This is a genomic window from Stenotrophomonas sp. 2YAF26, from assembly GCF_052114625.1.
GTDB lineage: Bacteria > Pseudomonadota > Gammaproteobacteria > Xanthomonadales > Xanthomonadaceae > Stenotrophomonas > Stenotrophomonas indicatrix.
On the sequence record NZ_JBFRFC010000018.1, the window covers coordinates 19,763 to 33,994 of the forward strand.

Consider the following 14,232-nt stretch of genomic DNA (forward strand, 5'->3'; position numbering starts at 1 on the left):
GTACGCGGGTCGGTCATGATCAGCGCGGGGTGTGCAGCCGCTTCATCGCTTCGCTGAAATCGCCCTGCACCGCCAACGGCAGCACGTCGATCGCATCGTCGATGGCGCGCGAGATCAGTACTTCATCGTCCTTGGAGGGACGTCCCAGCACCCAACCCACCACGCGATCCTTGTGGCCGGGATGGCCGATGCCCACGCGCAGGCGATGGAACTTGCCGTGGCCGAGCAACCGGATGGTGTCACGCAGGCCGTTCTGGCCACCGTGTCCACCGTCAAACTTCAAGCGCGCCACGCCGGGCGCCAGATCCAGTTCGTCGTGGGCCAGCAGGGTTTCCTCCGGCTCGATCTTCCAGAACCGCTGCGCGGCGGTGACCGACTTGCCGCTGAGGTTCATGAAGGTGGCCGGCTTGAGCAGCCACACGGTCTGTCCGGCAATGTCGACCTTGGCGGTCTCGCCAAACAACTTGCTGTCCACGTTCCATCGCGCACCGGCCTTTTCAGCCAGGGCCTCAACGAAATGAAACCCGGCATTGTGCCGGGTCCGGGCGTGCTCCGATCCGGGGTTGCCCAGACCGACGATCAGTCGCAATCCTGCCATCGTTCCATCCAGATACGGCGCCTGCCCCGAAGGACAGGCGCCGCGGGGTATTACTCGGCCGCTGCTTCTTCAGCGTCGGCAGCGTCCTGCTTGCCGTGCTTGGCAGTGACGATGGCGTCGTCGTGGTCCTTGCCCAGCGCCAACGCCGGGATTTCCACGCCCTTCGGCAGCTTGATGTCCGACAGGTACACCACGTCGCCAGCCTTCAGCTCGCCCAGGTCGACTTCGATCGACTCCGGCAGGTCCTTCGGCAGGCAGCTGATGGCCACTTCCTTCAGTTCGTGGGTGACCACGACGTCGGCAGCCTTGCCAGCCGGCGAGGTGTCTTCGTTGATGAAGTGCAGCGGAACCGAAGCGGTCAGCTTCTCGTTCTCGTTCACGCGCAGGAAGTCCAGGTGCATGATCAGCTGCTTGAACGGATGGCGCTGCATGTCACGCAGCAGCACCTTCTGCACCTGGCCGTCCAGGTTCAGGTCCAGGATCGAGGCATAGAACCACTCGTTCTGCTGGGCCAGCCAGATTTCGTTGTGGTCCAGGCTGATGGCGACCGGTTCGGCGTTGCCGCCGTACACGATTGCCGGGATCACACCAGCGGTACGCAGGCGGCGGCTCGCACCCTTACGCTGCAGTTCACGCTTGGTGACCTTGATTTCATGGGTCTTCGACATTTTCGACTACTCGGTTGTTGCCTTGCCTTGCGGCTTGGCGGTTGAAGGCACTTCCGCGACCAGAAGTGCCCAGTGTGTCCCTGCCGTTGCCGGCTGGGACGAAAAAATCAATCGACGTACAGCGAGCTGACCGACTCGCCGAAGGCGATGCGGCGCATCGTTTCGGCCAGCATTTCCGCCACGCTCAGCTGGCGGATCTTGCTGCACACCCGCGCGGCGTCCTTCAGCGGGATGGTGTCGGTCACCACCARCTCATCGAGCTGGGAATTGGTGATGTTGTCCACCGCCGGGCCCGACAGCACCGCGTGGGTGCAGTAGGCGGCGACCTTGAGCGCACCGCGCGCCTTCAGGGCAGCGGCAGCGGCGCACAGGGTGCCGGCGGTATCGACGATGTCATCGACCATCACGCAGGTCTTGCCTTCGACGTCACCGATGATGTTCATCACGGTGGAGACGTTGGCGCGCGGACGGCGCTTGTCGATGATCGCCAGGTCGGCGTCGTCCAGGCGCTTGGCCACCGCACGGGCGCGGACCACGCCGCCCACGTCCGGCGACACGACGATCAGGTTCTCGGTGCCGTAGGCGCGCCAGATGTCGGCCAGCAGCAGCGGAGAGGCATACACGTTGTCGACCGGAATATCGAAGAAGCCCTGGATCTGGTCGGCGTGCAGGTCGACGGTCAGCACGCGATCAGCGCCGGCGGTGCTGAACATCTTCGCCGCCAGCTTGGCGGTGATCGGCACGCGCGAGGAACGCATGCGGCGATCCTGGCGCGAGTAGCCGAAGTACGGCACCACGGCGGTCACGCTGGCCACCGATGCGCGCTTGAGCGCGTCGATCAGCACCAGCAGTTCCATCAGGTTTTCGGCGCTCGGCGCCGAGGTCGGCTGGATCACGAACACGTCCTGCTTGCGGACGTTCTCTTCGATTTCCACCTGCACTTCGCCATCGGAGAAGTGCGAGACCAGCGCCTTGCCCGGGCGCACTCCCAGTTCCTTGCAGATGTTCTGCGCCAGACGTTTGTTGGCGTTGCCGGAAAAGACCAGCAGGTTCGGGGACTCTTGCATCATGATTGTCTCGGGCGGGGACGAGTGGCGGGGATCCGGTAGCGGCAAGGACCACTTCGGCCCCTGCTGCTGACAACACCGCGACTGTTCCCACGTCCCGCGCAGGTGATGCGCTGGAAGGCGCGGACGCAGCCGCATTGGCAGGGGCGGGAGGATTCGAACCTCCGAATGCCAGGATCAAAACCTGGTGCCTTGGGCCTCTTGGCGACGCCCCTGCATTGATGAATCAGTGTTGCTCGAGTGCATCCAGCAGTGGCGAACGTGCAACGCCCGCAGCCACCCTTGCCCGCAACTCCTTCGACAACTTCGCTCGTCCCTGCTCGGCGGCAGCCTGCGAATCGAACTCGACGAAACAACCACTTCCCGAACCGGTCAGTCGTGCCGTGCCGATGTCGCTCAACGCAGCAAGCACCGCCTCGACGGCAGGCTCACGGCGGCGCAGCACCGGTTCGAACACGTTCCCGACCAGCGTGCCGGAAGCGAAGTCCTCTATTTTCGCCTGTGGACTGTCGCGCGTCAAATCCGGATCAGCGAACAGGAGGGGCGTGGGCACATGAACGCCCGGTTCGACCACCACATACCAGGCCTGCGGCAGGGTGATCGGCCGTAGCCGCTCACCCACCCCTTCTGCCCAGGCGTTGTGGCCACGCACGAACACAGGAACATCGGCGCCGAGGCGCAACCCCAGCGCCGCCAGCGCATTTTCGTCCAGGCCGGCATCCCAGAGGCGGTTCAACACCACCAGCACGGTGGCCGCATCGGACGAACCGCCGCCGAAACCGCCGCCCGCCGGAACGTGCTTTTCGACGATGATGTCGACACCTTTCTCGACATTCGTCACCTCTTTGAGCAGCCGCGCTGCGCGAACCGCCAGATCATCCGCCTCCGCGACACCGGCCAGGCCATCGCCCTGCCGCCGCACCTGGCCGTCTTCACGCAGGCGCAGGCCGATCCGGTCGCCCCAGTCGAGCAGGCGGAACACGGTCTGCAGCTCGTGGTAGCCGTCGGCACGGCGGCCGGTGATGTGCAGGAACAGGTTCAGCTTGGCCGGGGCCGGCCACCAGGACCAGCCCGCGTCATCCACCCGCGCGTTCATGGCGCGCCCTGGCCCCACTGGTCGACCAGCAGGCGCACCTTGGCGTCGCCATTGACCGCCTCGACCCTGCGCGGCAGGGCCGGCCGCCCGGCTTCGGCCGGGTACCAGTCCAGATACTGGATCACCCACCCCATCTGCTGCATGCGCCGCGGACGACCATCAGCATCACGCTCGATCTTTCCCGGCCCAGCGCTGTCGCCGGCGACCAGGCCGCGTACCCAGTCCGGCAGCTGGTTGACCGGGATGTCCCAGCCGGTGGCTTCCAGCAACAGGGCCTGCGCGTCTTCACCGTCTCGCGGACCACCGGCCAGTCCTTCCAGACGGCCGGCTTCATGATGGCTATCACCGCTCAACTTCCAGCTCTGGCGGGTCACCGGCGCGCTCAGTTCGACGACATAGCGTTGGCCTTCCTGTTTCCAGTCGATGCGGCCGCTGCCACCATCCTTGCCCTTGCTGACCGCCACCCGGCCCTGGAAATTCCACTCCGACGCCGATCGCAGCGCGTCCACGCGCGCGGCCTCGGCGGCGGTCGCTTCGGCGGAAACGGTGGTGACAACGGCCGGCGCCGGTGTTTTCTGCCGGCCAACGGTGGTACAGGCACTCAGGGCCAGGGTCACGGCCACCAGCAGGAGTGGCCGGATCGTGGAAACACTCATGGATTGAATTTCTCGCGGGCGCGCAGCAGCGCGCGGTTTTCAGGGTCGAGCCTGGCCGCTTCCTCGAAGAAGTGACGGGCTTCATCGTGCTTGCCCAGCACCCACAGCACCTCGCCCACGTGGGCGGCGATTTCCGGGTCCTTGGCCAGCGTCCAGGCGCGGCGCAGCTGCACCAGCGCGTCGGCGTTGCGCCCCAGCCGATACAGCACCCAGCCATAGCTGTCGACGATGGCGGCGTTGTCCGGCTCGGCCACGCGCGCGCGGTCGATCAGTTCGAGCGCTTCCTGGTAGCGACCGGTCCGGTCGGCCAAGGTGTAGCCCAGTGCGTTCAGTGCCGGCACGTTCTCCGGCTCGGTCACCAGGATCTTGCGCAGGTCGGCCTCGGCACGGGCGATGTCATCGCGGCGCTCCCAGGCCAGCGCACGGGCATACAACAGACCGTTCTCGTCCGGATACGCAGCCAGGCCACGGGCCAGTGCATCGATCTCGCCGGGAAGGTCGTCAGCGCGCTGGCGCAGCTCGGCTTCCAGCAGATACGCATCGCGCCGCACATCGTCATCCACCCCGGCATCGGACTGGATCGCATGCACTTCATCCAGCGCCAGCGACTGCCGGCCGGCCAGCCCCTGTGCATTGGCCGCGCGCAGGCGCGCTTCATTCAGTTCATCGCCGCCGGGCACGCTGTGATACCAGTTGACCGCCTCCGGGTAGCGCTTGAGGTACTCGGCGATCTTGCCCAGCAACAGGCGCTGCGCCGGGTCCGGCTTGGCCGCCTGCCGCGACAGTTCGTTGTACAGATTGGACAGCGCGGCCTTGTCGCCCTGCTTGGCCAGCAGCGACGCGCGCATACCCCACGTCTGCACATTCTGCGGACCGACCGCCAGCACGCGCTCGGCCGCTGCCGGCTGGCCAAGGCTGTCATAGGCGATGGCCACCGCATTGCGCAGTTCCGGATCCTGACGGGTCTTCGGTTCCACCCCACGCAGCAGCGACAGTGCCTGGTCGGTCTGCCCGGCCTGCTGCAGCTGGCTGGCGCGCAGCAAGGCGACGCGCGGCTCCTCGGGGAAGCGCTTGACCACCTCATCGATCATGCGCCGCGCCAGCTCGGGCTTTTCCATGCGCAACGCCAGGCGTCCAAACTCCTGCCAGGCCTCGATCTTCTGGGGAATGGCGTTGGCATCGACCAGGTCGCCCAGTACCTGGGCCGGCACGGCCGGATCGCGGCCACCGCCGATCAAGGCGCCCAGGGCGAACTTCCAGCCCTCATCCCCCGGGTCCTGCAACAAGGCCTGAAGCTCGCTGCGCGCGGCCTTCACATCGCCCTGGCGCATCGCCAGCGCACCGGCGGCGCTGCGCATCGCCAATGAGCGCGGCGCACGTTGCTGCCACAGGGCCAGGCCCTTGGCCGCAGCATCATCCTCGTTGGCCAGCATGGCGATGCGGGTCGCCCGCTCGGCCAGGCCGGCATCGCCGTCGGTCTGCTGGGCGGCCTGCAGGTACCAGCGCGCGGCCTCGGCCAGCTTGCCCGCCTGCAGGGCGAACTCGCCAGCCAGGACCGGTTCCAGCGCCAGTTCCTCAGTCACCGCAGGCCGTGCAGGCGCCTTGGCGGGCACCGCCGCCAGGGCCTGGGCACAGGCCAGAGACAGCAGCAGAACACTGGGGATGCGAATCAATGCGGGCATCGTCGGCATCGGGGCCTTAAAATGTCGTCCAATGGCCAGCAGCTTATCGCAAGCAACTGAACAATGACCCTGTGGGTGCTCGGACTGAATCACCAGACCGCACCGGTGGAACTGCGCGAACGCGCAGCCTTCGCCGGTGACGCGTTGCCGCGCGCGCTCGGTTCGCTGCGCGATACCCCGCAGATCGCCGAGGCGGTACTGCTGTCCACCTGCAACCGCACCGAGCTGTATGCCGTGGCCGAGTCCGCGCAGGCACTGGACCAGTGGCTGCGCGCCCAGGCTGGCGACCTGCACGGCTATCTGTACCAGCACGCCGATGCCGATGCCGTACGCCACCTGTTCCGGGTGGCGACGGGGCTGGATTCGATGGTGCTCGGTGAGCCGCAGATCCTGGGCCAGGTGAAGGATGCCTGGTCGACTGCGCGCGACCACGGCCTGCTCGGCCAGCGCCTGGACCGGCTGTTCCAGCAGACGTTCTCGGTGGCCAAGCGCGCGCGTACCGATACCCAGGTCGGCGCCAACCCTGTATCGGTGGCCTCGGCAGCGGTACGCCTGGCACAGAACGCATTTGCCCGCCTGGACGATTCCACCGTGCTGCTGGTCGGCGCCGGCGAGACCATCGAACTGGCAGCACGCCACCTCAGCGAAGGCAAGGTGCGGCGGCTGCTGATCGCCAACCGCACCCTCGCCCATGCGCAGGAACTGGCCAGCCGGCACGGCGGTGTGGCGCTGCCGCTGACCGAACTGGAGCGCCACCTGGCCGAGGCCGATGTGGTGTTCTCGGCCACCGCTGCACGTGAACCGGTGATCCACCGTGCCGCGGTGGCCAATGCCCTGCGCGCACGCCGGCACAAACCGATGCTGCTGTTCGACCTGGCCGTGCCGCGCGACATCGAAGCCGACGTTGCCAGTCTCAACGATGCGTTCCTGTACACGGTGGACGATCTCGAGCGTGCGGTGGAAGACAACCGCCGCAGCCGCCGCGAGGCGGCCGCCGAAGCGGAAACGATCATCGACCTGCAGGTTTCGCGCTTCGTCGAAACCCTGCAGGCCAGCGCCCACCAGGCACCGCTGCGGCAGCTGCGCGCCTTCGGCGAGGCCACCCGTGCCGAACTGCTGGAACGCGCGCGCCAGCAACTGGCCAACGGCAAGCCGGCCGACGAAGTGCTGGAACTGCTTGCCCACGGATTGACCAACCGCCTGCTGCACCCGCCGACCGCCGCCCTGCGTGCGGCCGCGCTCAGCGGCGATGCCGACCTGACCCGCGCCGCCGAGCGCCTGTTCCCGGCGACGCCGGGTTACCGCCACCCACCTGTGAGAACCGATGACGCCGACCCTGCGCCGTAAGTTGGAAGCGCTGGCCGAGCGCCGCGAAGAACTGGAACGTCTGCTCGCCGAACCGGAGGTGGTCGCCAACAACGCGCGCTTCCGCGATCTTTCGCGCGAGTTTTCCCAGCTCGAACCGATCGCCACCGCGCTGGCCGATGAAGCACGCGCCAAGGCCGACCTGACCGCGGCCGAGAGCATGCGTGCGGACCCGGACCTGCGCGAACTGGCCGACGAGGAAATCGCTGCCGCACAGGCCCGCCTGCAGGAACTGGAGCAGGAGCTGGCACTGCTGCTGGTGCCGCGCGACCCGCGCGATGAAGGCAACCTGTTCCTGGAAGTACGCGCTGGCACCGGTGGCGACGAGGCGGCAATCTTCGCTGGCGACCTGTTCCGCATGTACGCCCGTTACGCCGAGCGACAGGGCTGGAAGGTCGAGATCGAATCGGACAACCCCGGCGAACATGGCGGCTACAAGGAAGTGGTGGCACGCGTGGTCGGCCGTGGCGCGTTCTCGCGCCTGAAATTCGAATCGGGCACGCACCGCGTGCAGCGCGTGCCGGCCACCGAATCGCAGGGCCGCATCCACACCTCGGCGGCCACCGTGGCGATCATCCCGGAAGCCGACGAAGTCGATGAAATCGTCATCAACCCGGCTGACCTGAGGGTTGATACCTACCGCTCCTCCGGCGCCGGTGGCCAGCACGTCAACAAGACCGAATCGGCGATCCGCATCACCCACGTGCCCAGCGGCGTGGTGGTGGAATGCCAGACCGAGCGCAGCCAGCACGCCAACCGCGACAAGGCGATGAAACGCCTGAAGGCGCAGCTGCTCGATGCCGAACGCCAGCGCCACGACGCGGCGCAGGCGGAATCACGGCGCCTGCAGGTCGGCAGCGGCGACCGCAGCCAGCGCATCCGCACCTACAACTTTCCGCAGGGCCGGATCACCGACCACCGCGTGGAAGGGCTGACCCTGTACGACCTGCCCAACGTACTGGCCGGCGACCTGGATCCGCTGCTGCAGCGACTGAGCCACGAGCACCAGGTCGACGCCCTGGCCCAGCTTTCGGCGGGTTGACCAGCATGTCGGCCTGGCAGCAGCGGCAGCAACTGCAGCAGGCGATCACGCGCCAGCCCGGCGACTTTGTCGCCTGGGTGATGCTGGCCGACCTGGAACTGGAAGCCGGCGACATTGCGGCCGGCGAGCAGGCCGCGCGACGCGCGCTGCAGCTGCGGCCCAATCATCCTGAAGCACTTGCCCGGCTGGGCCGGGTAGCGTGGATGGCAGGAGCGCATGCCGACGCCGCCAAGCTGTTGGGCCAGGCCTCGGCGCTGGCACCGGAGCACCCGGGCATCGCGTTGTGGCTGGGGCACGCGCTGGAAGATGCCAACGATGCAGAAGGCGCATCAGCGGCCTATCGCCGCGCACATGCACTGATGCCCGATGAGCCGTATATCGCCGCGCAGCGCCTCGCCTGGCAGCGTCGCCTGTGCGATTGGCAGGACGTGGATGCGCTGGCCGATCAGGTGCGCGGTGCACTGGTGTCCGGCCAGGGCGTGGTGGAACCCTTCGCGTTTCTCAGCGAAGACGCCAGCGCAGCCGAACAGCTGGCCTGCGCACGTGCACGTGCCGCCGCGGTGGCAGCATCGGTGCGGCCACTGCCGCCGGCGAAGCTGCGCGAACGAGGCCCACTTCGCGTGGGCTTCCTGTCCAACGGTTTCGGCGCTCATCCCACCGGATTGCTGACGGTGGCGCTGCTGGAGCAGATGAGCCGCGACCCKGCCCTGCAACTGCATCTGTTCGCACTCAACGCGGACGATGGCAGCCGCATCCGCCAACGCCTGCAGGCCGCCACCCGGTTGCATGACATGGCCGGATTGCGCCATGCCGATACGGCCGCGCGCATCCGTGCACAGGGCATCGACCTGCTGTTCGATCTGCGCGGCTGGGGTGGTGGTGGCACGCCGGAAGTACTGGCGATGCGCCCTGCCCCGCTGCAGCTCAACTGGCTGGCCTACCCCGGCACCTCCGGTGCATCGTGGCTGGATGCAGTGATCGCTGACGACTTCACGCTGCCGTCCTCGCTGGAACCGCACTACAGCGAACGCGTGCTGCGCCTGCCGCGCGCGTTCCAGCCCTCCGACAACACCCGCGTGCTGGAACCGGCGCCGGACCGTGCGGCGTGTGGGCTGCCCGCGCAGGGCACGGTGTTCTGCTGCTTCAACAACAGTTACAAACTCAACCCGCGCAGCATGGGCCGCGCGTTCGCGGTGCTGCAGGCAGTACCTGGCAGCGTGCTGTGGCTGCTGTCCGGCCCCGGCCAGGCCGATGCACGGCTGCGTTCCGCCGCCCAGGCTGCAGGACTGGATCCGGCGCGCCTGGTGTTCATGGCCAAGCTGCCGCATCCGCAGTATCTGGCCCGCTATCAGCTGGCCGACCTGTTCCTGGATACGAACCCGTACAACGCGCACACTACTGCGTCGGATTCCCTGTGGGCCGGCTGTCCGGTGCTGACCTGCCCCGGCGCCACCTTCGCCGCGCGCGTGGCCGGCAGCCTCAACCATCAGCTGGGCCTGGAGCACATGAACGTCGCCGACGACGCGTCGTTCGTCGCCACCGCCAGCGCACTCGGCAACGACCCGGCCGCCTTGGCCGCAGTGCGCGCCGAACTGGCGCAGGCACGCGAACGCAGCGGCCTGTTCGACATGGCGGCTTTCGCGCGCGATCTGTCCGCACTGCTGCAGCAGCTGGCCCGCGAGCAGGGCTGGCAGGGCCTCGACACGCCCTGACATCGCCCTAGGCTACGCTCGGGCCTCCTTCCCGCGTGGTATGACGATGGCCAAGCTCAAGCGCAAGGAATATGACGAACTGCTGCAGCCGCTGCAGCTGGAACTAGCTGCGATGGCGCGCTGGGTGCAGCACAGCGGGCAACGCCTGCTGGTGCTGTTCGAAGGACGCGATACCGCCGGCAAGGGTGGCGCGATCCAGACCATCAGCGAGCACCTCAACCCACGCCAATGCAGGGTGGTGGCGCTGCCCAAACCCACCGACCGCGAAGCCACGCAATGGTATTTCCAGCGCTACGCCACGCATCTGCCGGCCGCCGGCGAGATCGTGCTGATGGACCGCAGCTGGTACAACCGCGCGGGCGTGGAACGGGTGATGGGCTACTGCAGCGAGACCGAGTACCAGCAGTTCCTGCATCAGGCACCGGTGTTCGAACAACTGCTGGTGGATGACGGCATCCTGCTGTTCAAGTACTGGTTGTGTGTGGACCAGGAGCAGCAGGAAAAGCGCTTTGCCGAGCGCCATGTCGATCCACTGAAAGGCTGGAAGCTGTCACCGGTGGATCTGAAGTCACGCAGCAAGTACAGCGCGTACACCGAGGCGCGCGAAGCGATGCTGCGCGCGACCCATCGCGACGGTGCGCCGTGGACGCTGGTGGATTTCAACGACCAGCGGCTGGGTCGCCTGACTCTGGTCCGCAATCTGCTGGACCGGCTGCCGGACACACGGGTGGATGCGCCGCTGCCCGAGCTGCCGAAGCTGAAGGGCAAGCTGCATCGCGAGCACTACGACGTGCTGAAGCCGATCGAGGATTTTCCGGTCGAAGAATAGGGTGGGTCGGCAGGGCTTGCGGCCCTGCACCTGCTGCTTTCAGGCAACAGCAACAGCCGAAGCAACAGCAAAAGCGGCATTGCGTGGGATGGCGGGGCGGTGTCGGAGTGCGGGGACGCCGTGAACCCGTCCATGGGGGCTTGGCCGCGGCATCCATGCCGCGGACACCCCGCACTCCGACACCGCCCCACCTTCGACAGATTTCCGGTGGCTGATGGATTCACACCATGCGTGGATGTAAGTCCATCGAAATCAAATATTTCGACAATTGAACGAAGAGCATCCACGCATGGCGTGGATCTACGTGTCGACCAAGGTCGACACCCACCAAGAGCAGGCCATGTCATTCCGGCAGGTCGCCAGAAACTGTCGAAGGCGGGGTGGGTCCGGTTGCGGGGGCGTGAGCGCCATGGGCCCGAGGCATGCCTCGGGCGGGTTGGGCAGGACGCCCAACCCCGGTCTTGCCGTGTGCGCAGGACAGCGCACACGAGCAAGGCGCGACCGAGCCTACAGGGACGTATTTACGGCGTCCCCCGCAACCGGACCCACCCCGCCATCCCTCAGGAAACCCGCTTTGGCTTCGGCTTTGGCTGTTGCTGTCGAGGTTGCCGGCCAGCGGCCGGCACTACCGCTTCGGTGGGTGCAGGGCGCAGCCCTGCCCCTCCCCTTATTTGGCAGCAGCAATCTGCTTTTCGATGTCCGCCGCAGTGACCGGGCCCAGGAAGCTGTGGGCCAGCTTGCCCTGCGGGTCGATCAGATGGGTCAGCGGCAGGCCACGCGGGGTGGCGAAGTCGGCCGGCGGGTCGAACGGATCGACGACCACGATCGGGTAGGTCACCGGATGCTTGGTCAGGAACGACTGCATTTCCGGCACCTCGATGTCCTCGTAGGCCAGGCCAACCACTTCGATGTTGCTGCGCATGGCATGCAACGCCGACAGCTCGGGCATTTCCTTGCGGCAGGGCGCGCACCAGGTCGCCCAGAAATTCACCACCACCCACTTGCCACGATGCGCGGCCAGGTCGTAATCGCTGCCATCGACCGCCTTCATCTTCAACGTCGGGAACTCGGCAGTAACGCGCTCGGCGGGCGTATCCTCCACCGGCGCCGGCGCGGCCGGAGTCGGTGCCTGTGCCGGCGGCTGGCTGCTGGCCGGGGTCGGCTCCTGTGCGGGTTTGCAGGCGGCCAGGGCCAGCAGCGCAGCCAGCAGCAACGGGGTCTTGCAGGTCATGGGGCGTCTCCAGAATCAGGGTAGATGTCGCTGACGCGACGCTTGAGGCGTTCACGCAGCGGCAGGCGCAGTTCATCCAGTGCGGCCAAGGCGGCCCGGCCGAGGCTGTCATCGCGGTAAGGCAGGTGTTGTTCGGCCACCGGAATGCGCAGCTGCGTGCATTCGTACAGATCGCCCAGGCTGACCTGGTCCAGGTCGCGGGCCAGCAGCCACTCGCCGCGCTCATCGCGGCGCAGCAGACCGATGCCCTCCAGGTGGCAGGCCAAGTCCTGCAGCAGCGAGTCGGTCAGCATCGGTTCCAGCCGCAGGATCTCGTCGTCGGCCAGGCCCCTGCCCTTGGCACGTGCATGCTGGAAGCGCCCGAGCAGGCGCAGCAGGCCATAGAACTCGTAGCCCTGCGGCAGGCGCAGCTCCACCGGCTGGTAGCGGAAAGCCGCCATTGACGACGCCAGCGACGCGCCCAGCAGCACGGCCACCCAGCAGAGGTAGATCCACAGCAGCAGGATCGGCACGAAGGCCACCGTGCCATACAGCTTCTGGTAGGACTGGAAGCTGCCCAGGTAGGCGCCGATGCCCCACTTCACCAGCTCCAGGATCACTGCGGCGAGAATCGCGCCCGGAACCGCATGGCGCCACTTCACGGTGTGGTGTGGCACCACCCGGAACATCAGGGTGATGCAGACGAATTCGATCAGGATCGGCGCCAGCCGCAAGGCGAGATCGGCCAGCCAGCGCCCCTCCTGCGTGCCGAACAGCGGCATCGCGAACACCCGCGCCGACACCGCCAGCGATGCAGCGGCGAGCATCGCGCCCAAGGTCAGCACCGTCCAGTAGACCAGGAAGCGGGTCAGCCGCGGCCGACTGCTGCCGACGCGCCAGATCTGGTTGAAGGTCTCTTCAACACTGTTGAGGGTGATCAGCAGCGAGATGACCAGGGCGATGAAGCCAGCGGCAGTGAGCTGGCCCGCGCTGGCCGAGAACTGCCGCAGGTAGCCTTCGGCGGCGCGCGCGGCATTGGGCACGAAGTTGGAGAAGACGTAGTCACTGAGCTGGTCGCTCCAGCGATCGAACACCGGGAAGGCCGAGAGCACGCCGAATACCACGATCGCCAGCGGCACCAGCGCGAACACCGTGGTGTAGGCCAGCGCGGCGGCAGCCTGGAACAGGCGGTCATCGAGGAAGCGGCGCCACAGGAAGCGGCCGAAGCTGGCGGCGCGTGCGCGATCCCGCGCGCGCTCCATCCACAAATTGAGCGTATCCAAAGGTTCCATCGGCGCAAGGGTACCCGATGCGGAATCGATGCAGGATAGCCATACTGGCGTCCACACGATGAGGAGAGCTGGGCGCGATGGGCGAAATCCTGGTGCTTTACTACAGCCGCGGCGGTTCGGTGGCACGGCTGGCGCGCCAGATCGCGCGGGGCATCGGCGAGGTGCCGGGCATGGCAGCGCGGCTGCGCACGGTGCCGCCGGTAGCCGCCGTCACCCAGACCGCGCAGCCGCCGGTACCCGACGATGGCGCGCCCTATGTAAGCGTGCAGGACCTGGCGGAGTGCCAGGGACTGCTGCTGGGCAGCCCTACCCGTTTCGGCAACATGGCCGCGCCGGTCAAGCATTTCCTTGACGGCCTCGGCGCCGAATGGGTGAACGGCACGCTGGCAGGCAAGCCGGCCGGGGTGTTCACGTCCACTGCGTCGATGCATGGCGGCCAGGAGTCGACCCTGCTGTCGATGCAGGTACCGCTGCTGCACCACGGCTGCCTGATCGTCGGCATTCCGTTCACCGAGCCGGCGCTGAGCCACACCACCAGTGGCGGCACGCCGTATGGCGCCAGCCACGTGGCCGGTGCCGCCGACGACCCGCAACCCACCGACGATGAGGCGGTACTGGCGCGGGCGCTGGGCCGGCGCGTGGCCGACATCGCGCAGCGGCTGGCGCGATGAGCACCGCGCCGCGCACCGTGCTGCTGCTGGCCCTGATGGGGCTGGCGGCGCTGTTTGCCGGCTGGTTCATCAACGACAGGCACTGGCTGGCCACCCAGCTGGTGTTCACTGCGCCGCCGATGGCGCTGGCCATCGCCCTGCGGCTGGGCTGGCGCAAGGCCGGGTTCTGGGCGGCGGTGCTGGCCCTGGGCTGGTTCAGCCACGGCGTGATGAGCGCCTGGAGCCATCCCGAGACCCGCTGGCTGGCACTGATCGAAATCGTGCTGGCGCTGCTGGTGATCTTTTCGGCCAGCCTGCCCGGCCTGCGCGCCCGTTTCGGGCGGCGGCGCTGACGCTGCGCCCGG

14 protein-coding genes and 1 tRNA gene are annotated in these 14,232 nt (G+C 67.4%); 6 read left to right on the plus strand and 9 right to left on the minus strand.

Annotated features, from left to right (window positions below; translation table 11 throughout):
- Nucleotides 1-19 precede the first annotated feature (19 nt).
- The 7 genes from pth to AB4Y98_RS17420 form a co-directional block, all read right to left on the minus strand.
- Nucleotides 20-598, minus strand: coding sequence for an aminoacyl-tRNA hydrolase (gene pth, locus AB4Y98_RS17390; RefSeq protein ID WP_176021684.1), 579 nt, complete (start codon nt 596-598; stop codon nt 20-22).
- A 50-nt stretch (nt 599-648) separates the two neighbouring features.
- A complete protein-coding gene (locus AB4Y98_RS17395) occupies nt 649-1,266 on the minus strand; it encodes a 50S ribosomal protein L25/general stress protein Ctc (protein ID WP_100463166.1) in 618 nt (205 codons plus the stop codon).
- A gap of 107 nt (nt 1,267-1,373) precedes the next feature.
- Nucleotides 1,374-2,333: a ribose-phosphate diphosphokinase gene (locus tag AB4Y98_RS17400; protein ID WP_025879147.1), complete on the minus strand. Its 960-nt coding sequence runs from the start codon at nt 2,331-2,333 to the stop codon at nt 1,374-1,376.
- A 138-nt stretch (nt 2,334-2,471) separates the two neighbouring features.
- Nucleotides 2,472-2,548, minus strand: a tRNA-Gln gene (locus AB4Y98_RS17405).
- An 11-nt stretch (nt 2,549-2,559) separates the two neighbouring features.
- Nucleotides 2,560-3,429, minus strand: a complete 870-nt coding sequence (ispE, locus tag AB4Y98_RS17410) for a 4-(cytidine 5'-diphospho)-2-C-methyl-D-erythritol kinase (protein ID WP_312111814.1) — start codon at nt 3,427-3,429, stop codon at nt 2,560-2,562.
- Nucleotides 3,426-4,085 (minus strand): lipoprotein insertase outer membrane protein LolB, encoded by a 660-nt coding sequence (gene lolB / locus AB4Y98_RS17415; RefSeq protein ID WP_312111817.1) that lies wholly within the window; start codon nt 4,083-4,085, stop codon nt 3,426-3,428. Before lolB ends, ispE begins: the two co-directional genes overlap by 4 nt.
- Nucleotides 4,082-5,767 carry a tetratricopeptide repeat protein gene (locus AB4Y98_RS17420; protein ID WP_313249284.1) on the minus strand — a complete coding sequence of 562 codons (1,686 nt, stop codon included), beginning with the start codon at nt 5,765-5,767 and terminating at the stop codon, nt 4,082-4,084. The genes lolB and AB4Y98_RS17420 overlap by 4 nt, the downstream gene beginning before the upstream one ends.
- 63 nt (nt 5,768-5,830) lie before the next feature.
- On the opposite strand from AB4Y98_RS17420, the gene hemA reads away from it, so the two are divergent.
- The 4 genes from hemA to ppk2 are packed head-to-tail and all read left to right on the plus strand — an operon-like array spanning nt 5,831 to nt 10,715.
- A complete protein-coding gene (gene hemA, locus AB4Y98_RS17425; protein WP_442244797.1) occupies nt 5,831-7,114 on the plus strand; it encodes a glutamyl-tRNA reductase in 1,284 nt (427 codons plus the stop codon).
- A complete protein-coding gene (gene prfA, locus AB4Y98_RS17430) occupies nt 7,092-8,174 on the plus strand; it encodes a peptide chain release factor 1 (protein WP_223494298.1) in 1,083 nt (360 codons plus the stop codon). Before hemA ends, prfA begins: the two co-directional genes overlap by 23 nt.
- A gap of 5 nt (nt 8,175-8,179) precedes the next feature.
- Entirely contained in the window at nt 8,180-9,886 is a 1,707-nt protein-coding gene (locus tag AB4Y98_RS17435; RefSeq protein ID WP_442244798.1) for an O-linked N-acetylglucosamine transferase, SPINDLY family protein, read from the plus strand.
- A gap of 46 nt (nt 9,887-9,932) precedes the next feature.
- Complete coding sequence (gene ppk2, locus AB4Y98_RS17440; RefSeq protein WP_442244799.1) at nt 9,933-10,715, plus strand: polyphosphate kinase 2; 783 nt, start codon at nt 9,933-9,935, stop codon at nt 10,713-10,715.
- 667 nt (nt 10,716-11,382) lie between these two features.
- On the opposite strand, the gene AB4Y98_RS17445 is transcribed toward ppk2, so the two are convergent.
- Nucleotides 11,383-11,946 carry a TlpA family protein disulfide reductase gene (locus AB4Y98_RS17445; RefSeq protein WP_312112855.1) on the minus strand — a complete coding sequence of 188 codons (564 nt, stop codon included), beginning with the start codon at nt 11,944-11,946 and terminating at the stop codon, nt 11,383-11,385.
- On the minus strand, nt 11,943-13,217 hold the full coding sequence (locus tag AB4Y98_RS17450; RefSeq protein WP_032977469.1) for a YihY family inner membrane protein: 1,275 nt from the start codon (nt 13,215-13,217) through the stop codon (nt 11,943-11,945). The genes AB4Y98_RS17445 and AB4Y98_RS17450 overlap by 4 nt, the downstream gene beginning before the upstream one ends.
- A 77-nt stretch (nt 13,218-13,294) precedes the next feature.
- Between AB4Y98_RS17450 and wrbA the strand changes: the two genes are divergently transcribed.
- Nucleotides 13,295-13,888 carry an NAD(P)H:quinone oxidoreductase gene (gene wrbA / locus AB4Y98_RS17455; protein ID WP_025879137.1) on the plus strand — a complete coding sequence of 198 codons (594 nt, stop codon included), beginning with the start codon at nt 13,295-13,297 and terminating at the stop codon, nt 13,886-13,888.
- Entirely contained in the window at nt 13,885-14,220 is a 336-nt protein-coding gene (locus tag AB4Y98_RS17460) for a DUF2069 domain-containing protein (protein ID WP_099782928.1), read from the plus strand. The genes wrbA and AB4Y98_RS17460 overlap by 4 nt, the downstream gene beginning before the upstream one ends.
- The last annotated feature ends 12 nt before the right edge of the window (nt 14,221-14,232 follow it).

Excerpts from the sequence above, each read along its gene's own strand:
- AB4Y98_RS17460 (WP_099782928.1), top strand. The coding sequence starts at position 13,885 with ATGAGCACCGCGCCGCGCACCGTGCTGCTGCTGGCCCTGATGGGGCTG.
- wrbA (WP_025879137.1), top strand. The coding sequence starts at position 13,295 with ATGGGCGAAATCCTGGTGCTTTACTACAGCCGCGGCGGTTCGGTGGCA.
- ppk2 (WP_442244799.1), top strand. The coding sequence starts at position 9,933 with ATGGCCAAGCTCAAGCGCAAGGAATATGACGAACTGCTGCAGCCGCTG.
- AB4Y98_RS17420 (WP_313249284.1), bottom strand. The coding sequence starts at position 5,767 with ATGCCCGCATTGATTCGCATCCCCAGTGTTCTGCTGCTGTCTCTGGCC.
- pth (WP_176021684.1), bottom strand. The coding sequence starts at position 598 with ATGGCAGGATTGCGACTGATCGTCGGTCTGGGCAACCCCGGATCGGAG.
- lolB (WP_312111817.1), bottom strand. The coding sequence starts at position 4,085 with ATGAGTGTTTCCACGATCCGGCCACTCCTGCTGGTGGCCGTGACCCTG.
- prfA (WP_223494298.1), top strand. The coding sequence starts at position 7,092 with ATGACGCCGACCCTGCGCCGTAAGTTGGAAGCGCTGGCCGAGCGCCGC.
- ispE (WP_312111814.1), bottom strand. The coding sequence starts at position 3,429 with ATGAACGCGCGGGTGGATGACGCGGGCTGGTCCTGGTGGCCGGCCCCG.
- AB4Y98_RS17445 (WP_312112855.1), bottom strand. The coding sequence starts at position 11,946 with ATGACCTGCAAGACCCCGTTGCTGCTGGCTGCGCTGCTGGCCCTGGCC.
- AB4Y98_RS17450 (WP_032977469.1), bottom strand. The coding sequence starts at position 13,217 with ATGGAACCTTTGGATACGCTCAATTTGTGGATGGAGCGCGCGCGGGAT.
- hemA (WP_442244797.1), top strand. The coding sequence starts at position 5,831 with ATGACCCTGTGGGTGCTCGGACTGAATCACCAGACCGCACCGGTGGAA.
- AB4Y98_RS17395 (WP_100463166.1), bottom strand. The coding sequence starts at position 1,266 with ATGTCGAAGACCCATGAAATCAAGGTCACCAAGCGTGAACTGCAGCGT.